Source organism: Verrucomicrobiota bacterium (assembly GCA_021413925.1).
Lineage (GTDB): Bacteria > Verrucomicrobiota > Verrucomicrobiia > Chthoniobacterales > UBA6821 > UBA6821.
The window spans coordinates 61,522-79,141 of sequence record JAIOPL010000006.1; the positions used below are offsets into that span (position 1 = coordinate 61,522).

Sequence of the window (17,620 nt, forward strand, 5' to 3'; positions counted from 1 at the left end):
AGATTGTAGGATAACGCCCCCATGCCCAACGTCTTCATCAAGACCTACGGTTGCCAGATGAACGAACGCGACTCCGAGCAGGTGGCGCGTGACCTTCAGAACCGCGGCCATAAACTTGTCTCTCACGAGAGGGATGCCGACGTGATCCTGCTGAATACCTGTAGTGTCCGAGAGATGGCGGAACAGAAGGCCATTGGCAAGATGGGCATGCTGCGGAAGCTCCGCAGGGAGAAACCAAAACTCGTGTTGGGATACATGGGGTGCATGGCTCAAAGACTGGGTCAAGACCTCCAAAAAAGCTCCCCACATGTCGATCTCGTAATCGGCACCCAGAAATTCCACCGAGTTGCGGACTACGTAGAAGAGGCATTTAAAAAACGCGAGGAGGCTTTCATTCAGGAAGATGTGCGGGATCTCGGTACGTCCATCCGACCGATCATCGACACCGCGACTGAACAGGGTTCCCAGAACTCCATTCGGGATCACCTCCCGGAGAAAAAGAAAGAGGCCACAGCCTTCATCTCCATCATGCAGGGATGCAACATGCACTGCACCTTCTGCATTGTCCCCACAACTCGGGGCGAGGAACGAGGCAGGCCTATCAGCGAGATTGTTGAGGAGGCACGCAATCTTGTGGAGAAAGGGATTCGTGAAGTTACCCTCCTCGGACAGATCGTGAATCTCTACGGCCGGCACGAGTTTCCCAAGATAGGGGACAAAAGCCCTTTTGTGCAGCTCATCGAGGCTCTCCACGAGGTCGATGGACTCGAGCGTATCCGCTTCACCTCGCCCCACCCGATGGGTTTCCGTAAGGACCTTGTGGAATGCTTCGGTCGACTTCCGAAGCTCATGGAACATGTCCATCTTCCCCTTCAGTCAGGGTCCGACAAGATCCTGAAGGCCATGCACCGTCCCTACACGGCGGCATCGTACCGGAAGCTTGTCGCCGACCTACGCTCAAGCCGTCCCGGTATTGCGATCACTACAGACATTATTGTCGGCTTTCCGGGAGAGACAGAAAGTGATTACAAAGCATCCCGGGATCTGGCCGAGGAACTGGAATTCGACGGGGCCTTTATTTTCCGTTACTCTAAACGCGGGGACACCCCGGCAGCCCTGATGGAGGAACAGCTAAGCGAGGCTGAGAAAGAGGCACGCAACCAGGATCTTCTCTCCGTAGTGAATGCATCAGCTTCCAGAAAGCTCGAAGCGTGCATTGGCACACGCCAGGAAATCCTCTGCGAGGGCACTAGCCGTAATGATCCCACCCGACTTACCGGACGCACGAGGACCAACAAGATCCTCATCTTTGAAGGAGGAAGCCGTTTTCACGGGGAAATCTTCGATGTTTCCGTGACCTCTGCCAGCAGCTCAACCCTCTACGGCGACCCAGCCATTCACGACGGAATCTCCCTGCCTTCATGAGTAAAAGTCCTGGGAAGGTGGAAGCGTCAGTCCGAATATCATCCGACATTCCCAAAAAAACCGTTTACCGCCTCTCCTTGTACCTCCGTTGCCTGGGTCTCATGGTCGCAAAAAGGGAGAGCATCGTCTCCTCGACTGCTCTGGCATGCGTGGCCGGAGTCCAGTCAGCACAACTCCGCAGGGATCTTGCCTACTGCGGTCCCCTTGGCAAACGCGGAACAGGCTACGAAGTCGTGATCCTAAGAAATAGGCTTGAGGAGATCCTGGGTCGCGCGAGCCTTCAGCCCGTCATCCTTGTGGGTGTGGGAAACCTGGGCCAGGCTCTTCTGAGCTATAAGGGATTCGCCCGCGAGGGGTTCGAGATTGTGGCGGCCTTTGATCTCAAAGCTCAAAAGCCAAAAGAGGGAAGATTAGGAGTCCGGGGAATGGGATCGATGAGAGGACTCGTCCGGCGTCGGGAGATAAGGATGGCGATCCTGTGCGTGCCTGGTTCTGCCGCACAAAGCGTGGCCGAACAGCTTACCGAGGCTGGAATCCAGGCGATCCTGAATTTTTCTCCTGCAGTGCTACATCTTCCCGAGACGGTTGCCGTGAATAATGTCAACCTCGCTATCGAATTGGAGAACCTCAGCTACTTTGCACGATGAGTCGGGGTGAACTCTTTAAACAAGCAGACGGCAGTATCGCATGCCCTGAATTCGATCTCCGAATGACCTTGGAGAGTGGTCAGACCTTTCATTGGATGGAATTCGAGGGCGCCTATGCAGGATGTATCGGCGAGAGAGGGGTCATTCTTAGACAGGAGGGTGAAATCCTTCATTACCAGGGTATTGATTCCAAATCCCTAGAGCATTATCTGACCTTTGATCATGATCTTGAGGCGATCCGTAAATCTTGCGTCTCTCATGCCGCCTCTTTCGAGGCATCACTGGCCTGTCGCGGTCTGCGCATCATGAGGCAACCGCATTGGGAATGTCTGGCCTCCTTCATTCTTTCGCCGATGAAGCAGGTCTCCCATATCCGCCAGATGAGCATGGCCTTGAGGCATGCCTATGGGAAAAAACTGGTGAATACCCCCGTCCCCGCCTTTCCAGAGCCAACCGCCCTAGCCTCCGCGACAGAAGCGGAGCTACGTTGCTGTGCCCTTGGTTTCCGTGCAAAGGGCCTTCTCGGCACGGCCCGACTGGTCACCGAGGGGAAATTCAACCCCGAAGCACTGGTCGGCATGAGCACCCGCGAAGCACGCGAAGCCCTCTGCACATTGCCAGGTATCGGAAGGAAGGTTGCCAACTGCATTCTTCTCTTTTCCTATGGCAGACTCGAGGCGGTTCCCGTGGATGTCTGGATCGGCAGGATCCTGAACTCCTTCCGTTCTTCTCGGGCAAAGAAACTGACTCCGGTCGAGTTAGAGAATTATGGAGAAAAGGTCATGGGACCTTACGCCGGGTATATCCAGCAATACCTCTTTCATCAGGCACGTACAGGAAAGCTGAAAGTTTCTCATCCAATTCAGAGACCTCAGAAGAGAGCGACTACCAAACTTTCTCAACAAACCTCCTCTCCGCAACTCACCTCCGTGCCATGACAACTACCACGGATCAACGAACTTCCAGGCGAAGTCGCAGGAAGAAGAGCTTTCCCTTCTTCGTCATCCTCTCATGCCTGATCCATGGAGCATTGATCATCTTCCTGGCAATTCTCTTCGCCAGAAATCTGCTGAAAAAAGAGATTCATAAATCCCCTCCTCCACCCGAGGTAACTCTCGAAATCATCCCTCCTTCCAAAAACGAACGTCCCTTCATCGAGGCAAAGGAAGTCTCTGAAAAAGCACCCGAGAATTCCCCTTTCCAATCGGATCAGAACAGCAAAGCAGCCAGCGAACAAACCCCTGAAGGACAACTGCCTCTCCCCTCGCAGCAGGGCATTGAGCAAGCAGCGCTGGAACTTCAGAACCAGCGCCATACCCCAGGTGAAAAACCGGCCTCTCAGGCTGGCAACCCACTCCCAGCACAGCCTCCGACGCCCCCATCCACTTCTGCCAGACAATCCCCATCGCAGCAAAAACCCTCACAGTCTACCACCCCTGCGGCAACACCCAACACTACCCCCAATCCTCAACCAACGCCCCCCCCTCCACCTCCCAACAATATCAAGCTTCTCGAACCGCCTAAATCCCCAGTCGAGAGCTCTAAACAAACAGCGCAGACGGCCGACAAGGCATCGCCGGCCTCTACATCCCCGCCACGCCAGGCTTCCGTTCCAGGATCCCAGGGAATCACCAAGGGATACCAACCTGAGACTCGTCAAACCGTGATCCATGGAAATATCTCCAACCGTGGTCGCTCCTCTGTTGCCGCCGAGGCCACGCCGCTGGGCCGCTATCGCAAAGGCGTCTCCGATGCCATCGGTTCGAGGTGGTACTACTATGTGGATGAGCGGATGGGGGTTCTGAGCATCGGGACAGTGGACGTCAGCTTCAAGGTCACCGCCAGCGGCAAGGTTAGCGGACTCCATGTCGTCTCCAGCAATGGGAATGAGTCTTTGACTGATTGTAGTCTTCGCTCGATCATGGATGCCAAGCTTCCGCCGATTCCTCCCGACGTTGCCAGAACACTCCAGAACGGGGTCTTGGAAATCGACTACAGCTTCACCGTTTACTAAGCTTCACTCCATGTACCTGCACCCCTTCCTTGCCGCGATGCCCGGCTTTGTCGAGTTCTTCGTTAAAGGCGGCTTCTTCATGGCCGTTCTTCTCATCCTTTCGGTTTTCTCCCTGGCCGTGATTCTTCAAAGGGCGCTCATCATCAAGATGGATCGTGCGCTACCGCCCGATGTGATTCGCGCTCTCGATCGATTCAAAGGCGGATCCCAAATCGAGAATCTTCAGAAATTTCTTCTCCAGGAACCTTCTCCATTGTCACGGGTTCTGCTGAGCGTTCTTCAGCACAGAGACTGGACACGCGCCGAGATCCTCGACGCCGTACAGACCCGTGCGAGGCATGAAGTTTCCCGACTCGAATCGGGTCTTGTCTTCCTGGAGATTACAACTGGCATTTCTCCCCTGCTCGGATTGCTCGGAACCCTTTCGGGCCTTGTTGGTATCTTTGGTAATATCGGAGCGAGTGGAGATCCGCAGTTGGTCGCCAACGGTATCTCCGAAGCCCTGAACTGTACGATTGTCGGCCTTGGTGTCGCTGTTCCCAACCTAGTTGCCTATAACTACTTCACACGCCGTGTCGAAGTGGTCTCCATTGAGCTCGAATCAATGACGACTGACCTGATGGCAAAGCTCGCAATCGGAAGATAAGCAGTCCGTCGTGATTTCGTGAGGGATTAAGCACGGTTCCCAAGGGGGTCCCTAGGGGTGGGTCATATTGGCGGCCACCACCCACTCATCAAATTGCTCCGGACTCAAATAACCGAGTTCAATGGCTGCCTCCTTGAGGCTGGAATGATCCTTGTGAGCCTTCTTGGCGATCTGAGCTGACTTATCATAGCCGATATGCGGATTCAAGGCAGTGACTAGCATCAGAGAATTCTGGACATATCCTGCAATCACCTCGCGGTTTGGCTCAATCCCCGTAACGCAGTGCTCCATGAAGGATCGGCAGGCATCGGAAAGGAGTCGGACGGAATGGAGAAAGTTGTGAATGATAACAGGCTTGAAGACATTCAACTCGAAGTTCCCCTGGGAAGCAGCGATGCCGATTGCCGTATCGTTACCAATGACTTGGACGGCTACCATGGTAACGGCCTCACACTGCGTGGGATTCACCTTGCCGGGCATGATGGATGAGCCCGGTTCATTCTCAGGTAGGGAGAGCTCACCCAATCCGCAACGCGGCCCCGAGGCGAGCCAGCGGATGTCGTTGGCAATCTTCATGAGCGATGTGGCCAGGGATTTGAGCGCACCACTGGCAAAGACAAACTCGCCATGCGAAGAGAGGGCCATGAATTTATTCTCAGCAGAGACAAACGGATAGCCGGTGATCTGAGCGATGTGGGAAGCGGCTGTCTCACCAAACTTCGGGTGGGAATTCAGCCCGGTACCGACAGCCGTTCCGCCAATGGCCAGAGACTCAAGACCGGGAAGGCTCTCGGCAAGACGAGCCAGATCCGCGTCGAGCATCGCAACATAACCCGAGAATTCCTGGCCCAAGGTGATCGGAGTGGCATCTTGGAGATGGGTACGACCGATCTTGATAACATCTGCAAACTCAAGAGCCTTGGTATGCAAGGCTCCTCGCAGTGCTTTCACCGCAGGCAGTAGGCGCTCAAGAACGACCGTCACGGCCGCGATATTCATCGCGGTGGGGAAGGTATCGTTCGACGACTGCGACATATTCACGTCGTCATTGGGATGAATGGGCTTCTTCGAGCCCATCTCACCCCCAGCCATCTCGATGGCGCGGTTAGAGATGACCTCGTTGGCGTTCATGTTGCTCTGAGTACCGCTTCCGGTCTGCCAGATACGGAGAGGGAAGTGGCCATTGAGCTTGCCTGAGATCACTTCGTCAGCCGCACGGACGATGAGATCGCATTTTTCCTGGGGAAGCTTGCCGAGATCCCTATTGGCCAAGGCACATGCCTTCTTGAGCTGGCCAAGGGCCATGATGAGTTCGGGGGGCTTCGTGTCGTTTCCGATATCGAAATGGATCAGTGACCTCGCGGTCTGGGCGCCATAATAGCGGTCATGGGGGACGGGAATCGCCCCCATGCTGTCAGTCTCCGATCGGTGAGTCGCCGGATCGGCGGTCGGAATCTCGTGGCCGCTCATTTTGGCAGAAGGTCGGAAACCATCGCCTTCTCCTCAAGCAGTTCGTTGACGCTCAACTGGAACTTGGCCTTCCCGAACTCACCGAGATCGACCCCCTGCACAATGGAGGCGGTGGTGCCGTTGGAACGGATAGGGAAGGAGCAGATAAGACCTTTCTCGACGCCATAGGATCCATCAGAGGCGATAGCGACACTGTGCCAGTCATCCATTGATGTCACCTCACGGAGGGACTGAACGGTCTCAATGGCGGCATGGGCTGCAGAAGCAGCGGAAGAAAGCCCCCGTGCCGCGATGATGGCGGCTCCACGCTGCTGGACATCCTTGATGAAATCACTCTCTAGCCAGGCGCGGTCGGGAATGTATTTGCTGACAGGCTCGCCGTTGATCAGGGCATTCTCGAAATCGGGATAGAGCGTGCTGGAGTGATTACCCCAGATAGCGAGCTTGGTGATGTCCCGGTTATGGCAACCGCCCTTCTCGGCGAGGGCACTCTTGGCACGATTCTCATCAAGACGAGTCATGGCATGCCAGCGATCCTCAGGAATGGAGGGGGCGTTCTTCATGGCGATCAGGCAGTTCGTGTTGCAGGGATTGCCGACCACAAGGACATTGACGTCTGCGGCGGCGTTCCGCTCGATGGCCTGCCCCTGCCCGATGAAGATCTTGCCATTGATGCCGAGGAGATCTTTGCGCTCCATACCGGCCTTGCGGGGAACGCTTCCGACGAGCAGCGCCCAGTTGGTTCCGCTGAAACCGTGATCAAGATCGGCAGTCGCCTCGATCGACTCAAGGAGAGGGAAGGCGCAGTCGTTGAGTTCCATGACCACACCGGCCAGGGCTTTCATGCCGGGTTCGATCTCGATGAGGCGGAGGGCGACAGGCTGGTCATAGCCAAAGACTTGCCCGGAGGCGATGCGGGTAAGGAGTGAGTAGCCGATTTGTCCGGCAGCGCCGGTGACGGAGACAACGAGTGGTGATTTCATGGAACAACGACAATAACCGAATCGATACTGCAGAGAAATGAGAAAACCCGTTATGCCAAACGGCATAACGGGTTTTCTCGGGCGGGGGGGAAACCCTTTAAAACTTAGAGAGACTGCTTGAAAGCCTTACCAGGTGTCAGGCGAACGCTCTTGGAAGCCTTGATCTGGATAGCCTTGCCGGTCTTAGGGTTGATTCCCTTACGGGCCTTACGGTTGACAACCTTGAAAGTACCGAAGCCGATCAACTGAAGGCTCTTGTGCTTCTTGACGAGGGCTTTGATGCTTTCGATAACGGAAGCGACGACCTTTTCGGCGTGGGCCTTGGAGGTGTCTTTACCGAGTGCCTTCTGGACGGATTCAACGAGGTGGACTTTGCTGCTCATGGATTGTTGGGTTGGGTTATTTGGTTGGTTGTGTCGTATGACACTACTGATCCAAAAAAAACCTCCTCTTGCTGTCAACACCCATTGTGAGAAAATCGTAAAAAAACCTTATTCAAACCTCATGAACACTCATCCCGCAGACGACCCTAGGACCGACCTTTCTCATCCGGAACACCTTGACTACTTCAAAAAGATCGTGACCGAGCACCTGGACCTCAGGCCCCTGGTCCATTCCGATGCCTATGTTGCACCTGGTGCATTCCTTGCCGGAGCGGTGCGGTTGGGCGCTCGGGCCAGCGTCTGGCCCTCTGCCTCGCTACGTGGAGACATCGCCCCGATCGAGATCGGCGAAGAGAGCAACGTGCAGGACAATGCCGTGATCCATGTTGCCACGGGGCTTGGCGTCTCAGTGGGGCGACGAGTCACTATCGGGCATGGTGCTATCGTCCATGCCTGCACGATTGGTGACGAGTCACTGATCGGCATGGGAGCGATCATCCTGGACGGTGCTATCATTGGCGAAAGGTGCCTCATCGGCGCCCATGCCACAGTACTCATGAATACCGTTATCCCGTCTGGATCCATGGTGGTGGGATCGCCTGCCAGGATCGTTCGTACACTGAGTAGCGAGGAACAGCAGGGCCTAGGCTCCTGGGCGGATCATTATTTAATCGTTTCCGCAGAATACAAACGCCGAGGAATCGTCCACCCCGACTTTTCAGCCAGAAGCACGGACGATCAATAAGCGTAATTGCTTAGATGCGTAACGGCTCATTCTGGAACATAGTGGAACCATGAGTCACATGAGCCCTAAAGAGGTCGTCCAGATTGATATCAAGGCAGTCATTCCTACGACCAGCGGGAGCGCTGTGTTTCTAGGCAACGATCAGAAGGTATTCGTCATCTATGTCGATCCCTTGGTAGGCAACGCCATCAGCATGATGATCCGGGAAACAAAGAACGAACGCCCCCTCACCCATGATCTGATGGGAATGATGCTTGCGGGCTTCGGTGCGAAAGTGGAGAGAGTGATCATCAATGATCTCAAGGGGGCTACCTACTACGGACGGATGATCGTGACCGCCGAGAATGAACTTCAGCAGCGCAAGGTGCTGGAGTTGGATGCTCGCCCAAGCGACTGCCTTGCGATGGCCGCTCAGCAGAAAGCTCCCATCTATGCCACTGGCGAAGTCTGGAATGAAGTGGAAGACATGTCCGAAGTCCTCAGGAAGATGATGGAGGAAGAGAAGGATGAAGGTTGAATTATGAAGTATGAAACCCGGCCAAAAATGCAGCAGAGGCCACAGACAGCCTCACTTTTTCATCTTTCATCATTCTGACTTCATCCTTTCGGCTCACATCCTTGGCACCGTGATGCCTCGCTGCTTCATGTACTTGCCGGCGCGATCGGCATAGCTCGTCTCACATGGTTCTGTCGCCTCGAAGAAGACGACCTGAGCCAAACCCTCGTTGGCATAGATTTTAGCCGGTAGCGGGGTTGTGTTGGAGATCTCCAAGGTCACATGCCCCTCCCATTCAGGTTCGAAGGGAGTGACGTTCACAATGATGCCGCACCGGGCGTAGGTGGACTTGCCCACGCAAATCGTCAGGACCTCACGTGGAATGCGGAAGTATTCCACACTACGTGCGAGAGCAAAGGAATTGGGCGGAACCACACAGACATCGGTCTTCAAATCGACAAAGGATTTCTCATCAAATTCCTTCGGATCGACCATGGCGCTGAAGACATTGGTGAAGACCTTGAACTCATCCGCGACACGGAGGTCGTAACCATAGCTTGAGAGACCATAGCTGATTACGCGCCCCCCATCTTCGGAGGCACGAATCTGACCATCGATGAACGGTTCGATCATTCCTTGTTCCAGCGACTTTTTGCGAATCCAGCGATCAGAGCAGACAGACATAGTGCGATTTAAGCGGATCCCCGATTGGCCGTCATCGTAAAATCTTCAAAAGGAAGAAAATGAATATGGAACTCATGAATTCAAGAACTGAAGATGGTAAAAGTCATAGAACCAACTATTGAAACCATGAAATCTCCTATGTTCATGAGTAGAGAGTTGGATCAACATTGATTGGCTTCCTGAGTTCCATATTTTCTCGGTTCGGCGTTTTTCTTTGGTAGCGGCGTTAAGTCTTTCGTAAAACTTCCCTTATGCTGAATTATCTCTGGCTGGGCCTGATTCTCTGCGGCGTGGTCTTGGGTGTCTTGACCGGCAAAACTGAGGCCGTGACAGCCGCCACGTTCGATGCAGCCAAGGCATCACTGATGACCATCGCTCTCCCCCTTGGGGCTGTTATGGCTCTCTGGCTGGGCATCATGAGGCTTGCCGAGAAATCGGGTGCCGTGGAACGACTCTCGTCATTCCTCAAACCGCTACTCACCCGTCTCTTCCCCGACGTCCCGGCAGATCATCCTGCCATGGGGGCCATGGTGATGAATATTGCCGCCAATATGCTGGGACTCGGTAATGCCGCCACCCCTCTCGGTCTGCGCGCCATGCAGGGACTCGAATCACTGAATCCCCGCCCGGGTACTGCCACGAATGCCATGTGCACCTTCCTGGCCATCAATACGAGTTCCGTCCAGCTCATACCCGCAACCGCCGTGGGGCTTCTGGCTGCCGCCGGATCGATCCACCCGACCGCCATCATCGGGACGGCTCTTGTCGCCTCGACCTGCTCCTTCGTGACGGGCATCGTCTCGGTAAAACTGTTGCAACGACTCCCCATGTTTGCCATTCCTCCGATGCCTCCCGTCATGGCGAGTGATGCCAGTGAGGCATCCCTCCCATCTCCTGTGGAACCTCTCACGGAATTTCCGCTTTGGAAGAAGATCCTGCTTGGTGGCTACATGGCCCTCTTTGTCATCACGATCGGTCGCTTGGCTTTGTCAGGAGTCGAGGGACAGCACTCCTTGGCGATTGCCATCATCCAGAGCATCTCTCTCGTGGCGATTCCCTTCCTGATCGGATTCTTCCCCCTCTACGCAGCCCTGCGGGGAGTGGCCGTCTACGAAGAGTTCATCGAGGGTGCCAAGGAGGGCATTCAGGTCGCCCTGCGCATCTTCCCCTACCTCGTGGCGATCCTTGTCGCTGTCGGGATCTTTCGGGCTGCTGGGGGGATCGATATCCTGACCCGTCTTCTTTCTCCCGTTCTGGATCTGATTGGCTTACCTCCTCAAGTATTGCCACTAGTCCTTGTCCGGCCAATGAGCGGAAGTGCCGCCACAGGGCTCTTTGCCGAGATCGTCAAGGCCTGCGGACCTGACAGCTACGCAGCCCATCTAGCAGGAACGATCCTCGGGGGCACAGAGACCACACTTTATGTGCTGGCCGTCTACTTCGGCTCCGTAGCGATCCGCAAGGGACGCCATGCCCTGGCCGCTGGTCTACTTGCTGACGCTGCTGGCGTCGCGGCATCGCTGGTGATCTGCCGATTGGTCTTCAGGTAATATTTACAGGGATAAAGGGGATGAAGGAGATGGACGATCCGATGTCATTGAGAAGGTGACATGATAGGCTCGACCGTTACAGGATAGCTAGGCGGGTAAGCGAAGCTGTGGTGAACTACTGCGAGCGGAGACCAACGACGCTATCCGCGAAGATCACGAGTATTCTTTAGATCCCGATCAGACTCACCACAATGGTTCGACGATGGGGAGCGCTGCGGTGCTCAAACAGATAAATCCCCTGCCAGGTGCCGAGTTGGAGGCTTCCCGCGGCGATTGGAATGGATTCGCTTGTGCGAGTCAGCGCCATGCGAAGATGACTGGTGGAATCATCCGCCCCCTCGGCCGTATGGATGAGGTTGGGATGATCCTCCGGGACAAGATCCTCGAAAAAGCGGTGGAGATCGGCTCTCGCCGTCGGATCAGCATTCTCATAGATCACCAGACTCGCGCTGGTATGATGGACCAAGACGGTGGCGAGTCCCGTTTTGATTCCGCTGCGGGCAAGCAAGGTTGCGACTTGGTCTGTGATCTCATAGGTCCCCTTCCCTCGAGTAGGGATAATAAAACTCTCGGTGAGCGCGATCATCGTAAGATCAGAATGATCATCTGAGGATCAGGAGGCTCGGGATTCCGGGCGCAACCCAATCCATGCAATCCAGGCCCAACCGACCATCAGCAGAAGTCCCCCGATGGGGGTGACGGCTCCGAGCCAGGTAATCCCTGTCACTGCCAGCAGATAGAGACTTCCCGAGAAAATCAGAATTCCGAACGCAAAGCAGAGAAATGGGATTCTTGGAACGGACTGCTCACGGGCCAACAAGAGAAGGACGGGTGCATGAACGAGTTGGTAAAGCACCGCCGTATTCCAAATCTCACGAGCATGATGCGCCTCAAGCAAACCCTTCAGGGCATGGGCACCGAAGGCTCCAAGCCCGATCCCCAGAAAACCAGTCAAACCTGCCACAAAGAGCCCTGGGAGTGCGGCTCGACGGGACATGAAGGAAGGAATTACTTGGCCGCGATCTCGAACTCCTCGGGGAACTTCTGGAGAAAGCTCTGGACAGGCCATGAGGCCGCCTCACCGAAGGCGCAGACCGTGCGGCCGGCAATATTGTCGGCCACGTTCTTGAGAGTCGCTGGATCCTGGGAGATCCCCTCTCCGTTCACCATGCGGGTAGTCATCTTGTCGATCCAGAGCACACCCTCGCGGCAGGGGGTGCACTGACCGCAGCTCTCGTGGGCGTAGAATGTATTCAGGTTATTAAGAGCCCAGAGCATGTTGCGCGAGTCATCCATCACGATTACTCCGCCGCTTCCGATCATTGTGCCGGCTGCGGCAAGGCTGGCCGCATCCATCACAAGGTCGAGAAGGGGAACTTCTTTCTCAATCATTTCTCCGTCCGGGCCCTTCTCCTTCATCTTGAAGGTCTCCCCGGCACGCAGGATCTTGGAGGAACTGCCACCGGGAATGATCGCCTTGAGCTTACGACCGGGCTTCATGCCGCCGCAGACATCATTGATCAATTCACCAAGCGTCACTCCGCCGGCAGGAATCTCGTAAGGACCGGGACGCATGACATCACCCGAGACACACATCACTCGGGTACCACCGTCTCCGGCAGTGCCCATCTTTGCGTACTCGCCGCTGCCGATCTTGAAGATCTGCTTCACGTGGCAGAATGTCTCCACATTGTTGACGATAGTCGGAGACATGTAGAGACCGAGGACCGCGGGGAAGTAGGGAGGCTTGATGCGGGGATAAGGACGCTTACCCTCCAACGACTCGATCAGGCTGGTCTCCTCACCGCAAATATAGGCACCGGCTCCCTGGTGAACATACATATCGATGTCGAAGCCGCTACCCATGATGTTTTTTCCAAGGAATCCCTTGGCACGGGCTTCTTCGATAGCCTTAGTAACAATCCCAGCAGCCTTCGGGAACTCGCAACGGATGTAGATATAGGCAAGATTGACATTCAGAGCGAAGGCAGCGATCGCCATTCCCTCGATCAACTGATGGGGGTCGTTATGTAGAATATACCGATCCTTGAAGGTACCGGGCTCCGACTCGTCAGCATTGCAGGTAATGTAGTGAGGCTTACCGTCGTCACGCTTGATGAAACCCCACTTCACACCGCATGGGAATCCCGCACCGCCGCGACCACGCAGGTTCGCCTTCTTGACCTCATCAATGATCTCCTCCGGCTTCATACCGAGAGCCTTCTTCAGTTCTTCATAGCCCCCGTTCTTCACGTAGCAGTCGATGTCAGGGGTATAGCCCTGGGTCCAGGCGTTCTTGAAGACAATGCGGCGCTCTTTGGGATGTGGAGGAAGAAGAAGTGATTTCATGGTCGTGGGCCTTGTTGGTACCTAGTGGAATCTAGTGGAATCGATCAGTTGTACTGGCTCAGGATAACGGCGGTGCCTTCCGGGGTAATGTCCTCGAGGAGATCATCATTGACTAGGGCCACGGGAGCCGAACCGCAGCTCGCGAGACACTCCACGAACTCGACACTGAATTTTCCATCCGCGCTGACAGGAGGAGTGTGCCCGTGCGTTGGGGCCTTAGGATCGATTCCGGCAGCCTTGCAGAAGGCATCCCGGACCTCGTAGCTTCCGGCCAAGGCGCATGAGAGAGTGCGGCAGACGCGGATGCAAACCTTGCCGGCAGCCTGCTGACGGAACCATGGATAGAAGGTAACCAGTTCCAGGATATTGATAGGCTGAAGCTCCAGACGGTTCGCGATCCAATCCACGCCGCTGTCATCGACGAAACCGAAGTGGTTTTGCCAGAGATGGAGGAGAGGAAGGGACGCACTCCTCTTGGAGACGGGGTAGTGAGTCACCGCCTCGTCGATCTTGGAAAGGAGGTCCGCAGGAATCAATTCAGCCTGTTTGGGACCGGTGGAAGGAGCTGCATGAGTATGCATGAAGAGATGTAAGAGATCAAAAACGAGCTGTCTCGGAAAGCAGGAAATCGGTAAATTCGATAGTGAGGGGCATCAAGGGCCCGATGACGGGCGGTGATTGCCAAGACTCTGTGATCCTGCTTCGCTCTCTTTTCCGACTTTTCAAGCTATGGGATTCTTCACCCCCCGATTCATCAAGGAAGCCCGTATCCTCTCCGAGGGGGCCTCCAAGACCCTTCACCACCATCGTGACCTGCTGGGAGAGGGACAGATCGCCAGCCTTCAGGAACTCATTTCCTCACTGAATCACGCGATCCGCGGAAAGAAAGAGCAGGAGATCGATCAAACAACCCGAATGCTGGAAACCGGTTTTGCCTCCGTCATTCCTGCCAGACCCCACCCCGTCTGGGCGGAGAACATCGAGGCCATCGTGGTCGCCATCGCCCTGGCCGTTGGATTCCAAGCCTACTTTCTGAAGCCATTCAAGATCCCTACCGGATCAATGCAGCCGACTCTCTACGGGATGCTGGGACATCCTTCGGAAGATTCCCTTCCGGGACCGATCATCCGTGCCATGGATTTCATCCGCCTCGGGCGCACCCACCTTGACCTCAAGGCCGCAGTAAAAGAGGAAGTCCTGGGACTTAACGAGCACACCAAGCTCAACTTCTTCACCTTCACAGAAGTAGTCACCACGGAGGGAAAGTTCTCGATCTTTGCACCTCGCGATGTCGTGGCGCGGGATTTCGGAGTGAGACCAGGCAGAGTCTATGAGCTAGGGGAAACGATCGTCCACGGCTATGTCCAGGCGGGCGACCAGGTCTTTGTCGACCGCATGACCTACCAGTTCAGGAACCCATCGCGTTCAGATGTCTTTGTCTTCAAGACCACGGGAATCCGCCGCATCGAGATGAATCTCGACCCTGCCCTGGGTTCCCAGTTCTACATCAAGCGACTCGCCGGCGTCCCGGGAGACACCCTGCGAATAGATGCCCCAAAGCTCTTCCTGAACGGTTCACTCGCCACACAAACTCCCTTCCAACGCGTCATGAGCTGCGAGAACGGCTATCGGGGATACTCCAATCCCAGCGCCGCGCAATACCTGACGACACCGGAGGAGACCTTCACGGTGCCCTCCAACGCATTCTTCGCCATGGGCGATAACAGCTACAACTCCAGCGACAGCCGCTACTGGGGCATCGTTCCGGAGCGGAACGTCATCGGTCGCGGCTACTTCGTCTACTGGCCCTTCTCCGAGCGGTGGGGCTTCATTCGGTGAATCTAAGACTATTAGCCTTTTAGGCTGTTGGACTATTAGGAAGGCGTAACGGAGAGATTACCCAATTACTCTAGGCACCTACGGCCATAGTAAAAACATCCCCTGCAGTTTCTTCCTGAGTTCATGAGTTCCAGATTGAAGCTGGATCCCTTGGCCTCTGCGGGAGACTTTCTTATTTCCGCTTCTTGGCAGTCGTCCTCTTACTCACAGGCTTCTTCCCGCCGGCGGCAACTTTTGCCGCGACCTTAGAAGCGACTTTTAGCCTGAGGGCATTTAGTCTGATGAAGCCGGTGGCATCACCCTGATCGTAGGCCTGGGTCGGGTCGGCCTCCATTGTGGCGATATCGGGACGGTAGAGGCTGACCGGGCTCTTACGGCCAGCGGCCATGATATTCCCCTTGTAGAGACGTAGGCGGACAGTGCCGGTCACATTCTGCTGGGATTCCGTGATCAGCGCCTGGAGTGCCAGACGCTCGGGTGCAAACCAGAATCCGTTATATACCAGCGTGCTGTATTTCGGGATCAGGCCATCACGCAGGTGCATCACCTCACGGTCCATCGTGAGGGACTCCATCTGGCGGTGGGCGAAGTGCAGGATCGAGCCGCCGGGGGTCTCATAGACACCGCGGCTCTTCATTCCTACAAAGCGATTTTCGACCATGTCGACGCGCCCGACGCCATGACGGCCGCCGATCTTGTTCAACGTCTTCATGACGGCCAGCGGATCGAGTGGCTTACCATTCACGGCCACGCAGTTTCCCTGGATGAAATCGAGCGTGACCATCTCGGACTTGTCAGGTGCCTCTTCGGGACTGGCCGAGAGCTTGAACATCCCCCTATTTGCAGGGGCAAAAGCGTCGAACCAAGGATCCTCCAGGATTCCGCTCTCATAGCTGATATGGAGCAGATTGCGATCCATCGAGTAGGGCTTCTTGGCACTGGCCTCGACCGGCACCTTGTGGCGCTCGCAGTAGGCGATCATCTCGGCGCGACCCGGGAATTCGGAGCGGAATCTCTCCTCGCGCCATGGGGCGATCACCTGGAGATCCGGGGAGAGAGCGGCAGCAGCCAACTCGAACCTGACCTGATCGTTCCCCTTTCCTGTGGCACCATGAGCCACCGCATCGGCACCCTCGGCAGTCGCGATCTCGACCATGCGTTGCGCGATCAGTGGACGGGCAATGCTAGTTCCGAGAAAATACTCACCCTCGTAGAGAGAACCGGCCTGCATCATGGGGAAGATGAAATCGCGCGCGAACTCTTCCTGCAGATCATCGACATAGCACTTGGAGGCTCCCGTGCGGAGCGCCTTCGGCTTCAGCCCCTTCAGTTCCTCTTCTTGACCGATGTCCGCGCAAAAAGCGATGACCTCTGCGGAGTAGGTCTCTTTGATCCAGTTCAGAATGACGGAGGTATCCAGACCCCCAGAGTAGGCGACAACGATTTTCATGAACCTGTGGGATACAGCACCACGTGCTTTGTTGCACGCCGATTTGCGAAAAGAGTGGGTTGACTGGGACTCGAACCCAGAACCAATACCTTAAAAGGGTACTGCTCTACCATTGAGCTATCAACCCAGAGGAAGAATGTTTCGGCCCGGCCATCCGGCCTCCCGGTCTATTCGGGCTAAGAAACAATCAGCAGTCTATTATGCAAGATTCCCCATTCAGGGGAAGTGCATTTTCCTCACTCCTGGCCCCATGACCTTGGCTGCTCAGTTATTGAGAATAGAAAGAAGCTGGAAAGTTACTGGGGCAGCCCGAGCTTCTTGAGCTTCGGCGCGATCACCACCTGACAGTACGGATTCCGATCCTTGTTATTCTGGTAGTAGTTCTGGTGATACGACTCGGCTGGGTAGAAGGTTTTGAGAGGAGCAATCTCGGTCACAATCGGATCGTCAAACTGAGCCTGTGCTTTCTTCTTCGATGCCTGGGCCTCAGCAGCCTCCTCCGGTGTGGCGGTCAGAATGATGGAGCGGTACTGGGTGCCAGAGTCAGCCCCCTGACGGTTCAGCGTCGTCGGATCATGTGCCTTCCAGAAGAGATCGAGCAGCTGGTTGTAACTCACCTTCGCTGGGTCATAAGTTATCTGGATCACCTCGGCATGACCGGTGCGCCCACTGCAGACCTGATCATAGGTCGGGTCTGCTTTGGCACCACCCGCAAATCCGGAAGTGATCTTGATGACTCCGGGTAGATTCTGGAACACGGCATCGATACACCAGAAACAACCTCCCCCGAACATCGCGGTCTTTACTGAAGAGGTGGGAGTCGGCGACGGAGTGGCGTTGGCGTTCATGAGTGGAGAAAACAGGCTGGAAGCAAAGAGGGAAAGCAGCATTGCCGGAAAGAAGGGTCTCATACGGCCAATCTCCACCCTGCAGGCGGAA

General features: G+C 55.5%; 19 protein-coding genes and 1 tRNA gene. 9 read left to right on the forward strand and 11 right to left on the reverse strand.

The window, feature by feature from the left end; genetic code table 11:
* The first annotated feature begins 21 nt into the window (after positions 1-21).
* The 5 genes from miaB to K8R57_03940 are packed head-to-tail and all read left to right on the forward strand — an operon-like array spanning position 22 to position 4,732.
* A complete protein-coding gene (miaB, locus tag K8R57_03920) occupies positions 22-1,425 on the forward strand; it encodes a tRNA (N6-isopentenyl adenosine(37)-C2)-methylthiotransferase MiaB (protein ID MCE9587443.1) in 1,404 nt (467 codons plus the stop codon).
* Positions 1,422-2,072, forward strand: a complete 651-nt coding sequence (locus tag K8R57_03925) for a redox-sensing transcriptional repressor Rex (protein ID MCE9587444.1) — start codon at positions 1,422-1,424, stop codon at positions 2,070-2,072. Before miaB ends, K8R57_03925 begins: the two co-directional genes overlap by 4 nt.
* Entirely contained in the window at positions 2,069-3,010 is a 942-nt protein-coding gene (locus tag K8R57_03930; GenBank protein ID MCE9587445.1) for a hypothetical protein, read from the forward strand. The genes K8R57_03925 and K8R57_03930 overlap by 4 nt, the downstream gene beginning before the upstream one ends.
* A complete protein-coding gene (locus K8R57_03935) occupies positions 3,007-4,086 on the forward strand; it encodes an energy transducer TonB (GenBank protein MCE9587446.1) in 1,080 nt (359 codons plus the stop codon). The genes K8R57_03930 and K8R57_03935 overlap by 4 nt, the downstream gene beginning before the upstream one ends.
* Before the next feature lie 10 nt (positions 4,087-4,096).
* The gene (locus tag K8R57_03940) at positions 4,097-4,732 is read left to right on the forward strand and encodes a MotA/TolQ/ExbB proton channel family protein (protein MCE9587447.1); all 636 of its coding nucleotides are present in this window, start codon (positions 4,097-4,099) and stop codon (positions 4,730-4,732) included.
* 51 nt (positions 4,733-4,783) lie between these two features.
* On the opposite strand, the gene fumC is transcribed toward K8R57_03940, so the two are convergent.
* The 3 genes from fumC to K8R57_03955 all read right to left on the reverse strand — a co-directional run bounded on the left by fumC (position 4,784) and on the right by K8R57_03955 (position 7,568).
* Positions 4,784-6,202, reverse strand: a complete 1,419-nt coding sequence (gene fumC, locus K8R57_03945; protein ID MCE9587448.1) for a class II fumarate hydratase — start codon at positions 6,200-6,202, stop codon at positions 4,784-4,786.
* The gene (locus K8R57_03950) at positions 6,199-7,185 is read right to left on the reverse strand and encodes a malate dehydrogenase (protein MCE9587449.1); all 987 of its coding nucleotides are present in this window, start codon (positions 7,183-7,185) and stop codon (positions 6,199-6,201) included. The genes fumC and K8R57_03950 overlap by 4 nt, the downstream gene beginning before the upstream one ends.
* 104 nt (positions 7,186-7,289) lie before the next feature.
* Positions 7,290-7,568, reverse strand: coding sequence for an HU family DNA-binding protein (locus K8R57_03955; protein ID MCE9587450.1), 279 nt, complete (start codon positions 7,566-7,568; stop codon positions 7,290-7,292).
* Positions 7,569-7,689: 121 nt separating this feature from the next.
* Here K8R57_03955 and K8R57_03960 point away from each other — a divergent pair, with 121 nt between their 5' ends.
* Both K8R57_03960 and K8R57_03965 read left to right on the forward strand, forming a co-directional pair.
* Entirely contained in the window at positions 7,690-8,313 is a 624-nt protein-coding gene (locus K8R57_03960) for a gamma carbonic anhydrase family protein (protein ID MCE9587451.1), read from the forward strand.
* 58 nt (positions 8,314-8,371) lie between these two features.
* Positions 8,372-8,830 carry a bifunctional nuclease family protein gene (locus K8R57_03965; protein ID MCE9587452.1) on the forward strand — a complete coding sequence of 153 codons (459 nt, stop codon included), beginning with the start codon at positions 8,372-8,374 and terminating at the stop codon, positions 8,828-8,830.
* Positions 8,831-8,923: 93 nt separating this feature from the next.
* Here K8R57_03965 and dcd read toward each other — a convergent pair whose 3' ends face one another.
* A complete protein-coding gene (gene dcd / locus K8R57_03970) occupies positions 8,924-9,493 on the reverse strand; it encodes a dCTP deaminase (GenBank protein ID MCE9587453.1) in 570 nt (189 codons plus the stop codon).
* 251 nt (positions 9,494-9,744) lie between these two features.
* Here dcd and K8R57_03975 point away from each other — a divergent pair, with 251 nt between their 5' ends.
* Positions 9,745-11,043 (forward strand): nucleoside recognition protein, encoded by a 1,299-nt coding sequence (locus K8R57_03975; GenBank protein ID MCE9587454.1) that lies wholly within the window; start codon positions 9,745-9,747, stop codon positions 11,041-11,043.
* 166 nt (positions 11,044-11,209) lie between these two features.
* On the opposite strand, the gene K8R57_03980 is transcribed toward K8R57_03975, so the two are convergent.
* Genes K8R57_03980 through K8R57_03995 form a run of 4 tightly spaced genes read right to left on the reverse strand, consistent with a single transcriptional unit; the run spans position 11,210 to position 13,973 of the window.
* A complete protein-coding gene (locus tag K8R57_03980; GenBank protein MCE9587455.1) occupies positions 11,210-11,629 on the reverse strand; it encodes a secondary thiamine-phosphate synthase enzyme YjbQ in 420 nt (139 codons plus the stop codon).
* A 27-nt stretch (positions 11,630-11,656) separates the two neighbouring features.
* A complete protein-coding gene (locus K8R57_03985) occupies positions 11,657-12,040 on the reverse strand; it encodes a DUF423 domain-containing protein (protein ID MCE9587456.1) in 384 nt (127 codons plus the stop codon).
* An 11-nt stretch (positions 12,041-12,051) separates the two neighbouring features.
* Positions 12,052-13,392 carry an NADH-quinone oxidoreductase subunit NuoF gene (nuoF, locus tag K8R57_03990; GenBank protein ID MCE9587457.1) on the reverse strand — a complete coding sequence of 447 codons (1,341 nt, stop codon included), beginning with the start codon at positions 13,390-13,392 and terminating at the stop codon, positions 12,052-12,054.
* 44 nt (positions 13,393-13,436) lie between these two features.
* Positions 13,437-13,973: an NAD(P)H-dependent oxidoreductase subunit E gene (locus K8R57_03995; protein MCE9587458.1), complete on the reverse strand. Its 537-nt coding sequence runs from the start codon at positions 13,971-13,973 to the stop codon at positions 13,437-13,439.
* A 148-nt stretch (positions 13,974-14,121) separates the two neighbouring features.
* Here K8R57_03995 and lepB point away from each other — a divergent pair, with 148 nt between their 5' ends.
* On the forward strand, positions 14,122-15,231 hold the full coding sequence (lepB, locus tag K8R57_04000; protein ID MCE9587459.1) for a signal peptidase I: 1,110 nt from the start codon (positions 14,122-14,124) through the stop codon (positions 15,229-15,231).
* 172 nt (positions 15,232-15,403) lie between these two features.
* Here the strand turns inward: lepB and K8R57_04005 are convergent, their stop codons facing one another.
* The 3 genes from K8R57_04005 to msrA all read right to left on the reverse strand — a co-directional run bounded on the left by K8R57_04005 (position 15,404) and on the right by msrA (position 17,592).
* The gene (locus K8R57_04005) at positions 15,404-16,681 is read right to left on the reverse strand and encodes an argininosuccinate synthase (GenBank protein MCE9587460.1); all 1,278 of its coding nucleotides are present in this window, start codon (positions 16,679-16,681) and stop codon (positions 15,404-15,406) included.
* A 55-nt stretch (positions 16,682-16,736) separates the two neighbouring features.
* Positions 16,737-16,808: transfer RNA gene (locus K8R57_04010), tRNA-Lys, on the reverse strand.
* Positions 16,809-16,977: 169 nt separating this feature from the next.
* A complete protein-coding gene (gene msrA / locus K8R57_04015; GenBank protein ID MCE9587461.1) occupies positions 16,978-17,592 on the reverse strand; it encodes a peptide-methionine (S)-S-oxide reductase MsrA in 615 nt (204 codons plus the stop codon).
* Positions 17,593-17,620 lie beyond the last annotated feature (28 nt).

Bases quoted from the DNA above. Each gene is read 5' to 3' on its own strand.
- miaB (MCE9587443.1), top strand. From the start codon at position 22: ATGCCCAACGTCTTCATCAAGACCTACGGTTGCCAGATGAACGAACGC.
- K8R57_03925 (MCE9587444.1), top strand. From the start codon at position 1,422: ATGAGTAAAAGTCCTGGGAAGGTGGAAGCGTCAGTCCGAATATCATCC.
- K8R57_03930 (MCE9587445.1), top strand. From the start codon at position 2,069: ATGAGTCGGGGTGAACTCTTTAAACAAGCAGACGGCAGTATCGCATGC.
- K8R57_03935 (MCE9587446.1), top strand. From the start codon at position 3,007: ATGACAACTACCACGGATCAACGAACTTCCAGGCGAAGTCGCAGGAAG.
- K8R57_03940 (MCE9587447.1), top strand. From the start codon at position 4,097: ATGTACCTGCACCCCTTCCTTGCCGCGATGCCCGGCTTTGTCGAGTTC.
- fumC (MCE9587448.1), bottom strand. From the start codon at position 6,202: ATGAGCGGCCACGAGATTCCGACCGCCGATCCGGCGACTCACCGATCG.
- K8R57_03950 (MCE9587449.1), bottom strand. From the start codon at position 7,185: ATGAAATCACCACTCGTTGTCTCCGTCACCGGCGCTGCCGGACAAATC.
- K8R57_03955 (MCE9587450.1), bottom strand. From the start codon at position 7,568: ATGAGCAGCAAAGTCCACCTCGTTGAATCCGTCCAGAAGGCACTCGGT.
- K8R57_03960 (MCE9587451.1), top strand. From the start codon at position 7,690: ATGAACACTCATCCCGCAGACGACCCTAGGACCGACCTTTCTCATCCG.
- K8R57_03965 (MCE9587452.1), top strand. From the start codon at position 8,372: ATGAGCCCTAAAGAGGTCGTCCAGATTGATATCAAGGCAGTCATTCCT.
- dcd (MCE9587453.1), bottom strand. From the start codon at position 9,493: ATGTCTGTCTGCTCTGATCGCTGGATTCGCAAAAAGTCGCTGGAACAA.
- K8R57_03975 (MCE9587454.1), top strand. From the start codon at position 9,745: ATGCTGAATTATCTCTGGCTGGGCCTGATTCTCTGCGGCGTGGTCTTG.
- K8R57_03980 (MCE9587455.1), bottom strand. From the start codon at position 11,629: ATGATCGCGCTCACCGAGAGTTTTATTATCCCTACTCGAGGGAAGGGG.
- K8R57_03985 (MCE9587456.1), bottom strand. From the start codon at position 12,040: ATGTCCCGTCGAGCCGCACTCCCAGGGCTCTTTGTGGCAGGTTTGACT.
- nuoF (MCE9587457.1), bottom strand. From the start codon at position 13,392: ATGAAATCACTTCTTCTTCCTCCACATCCCAAAGAGCGCCGCATTGTC.
- K8R57_03995 (MCE9587458.1), bottom strand. From the start codon at position 13,973: ATGCATACTCATGCAGCTCCTTCCACCGGTCCCAAACAGGCTGAATTG.
- lepB (MCE9587459.1), top strand. From the start codon at position 14,122: ATGGGATTCTTCACCCCCCGATTCATCAAGGAAGCCCGTATCCTCTCC.
- K8R57_04005 (MCE9587460.1), bottom strand. From the start codon at position 16,681: ATGAAAATCGTTGTCGCCTACTCTGGGGGTCTGGATACCTCCGTCATT.
- msrA (MCE9587461.1), bottom strand. From the start codon at position 17,592: ATGAGACCCTTCTTTCCGGCAATGCTGCTTTCCCTCTTTGCTTCCAGC.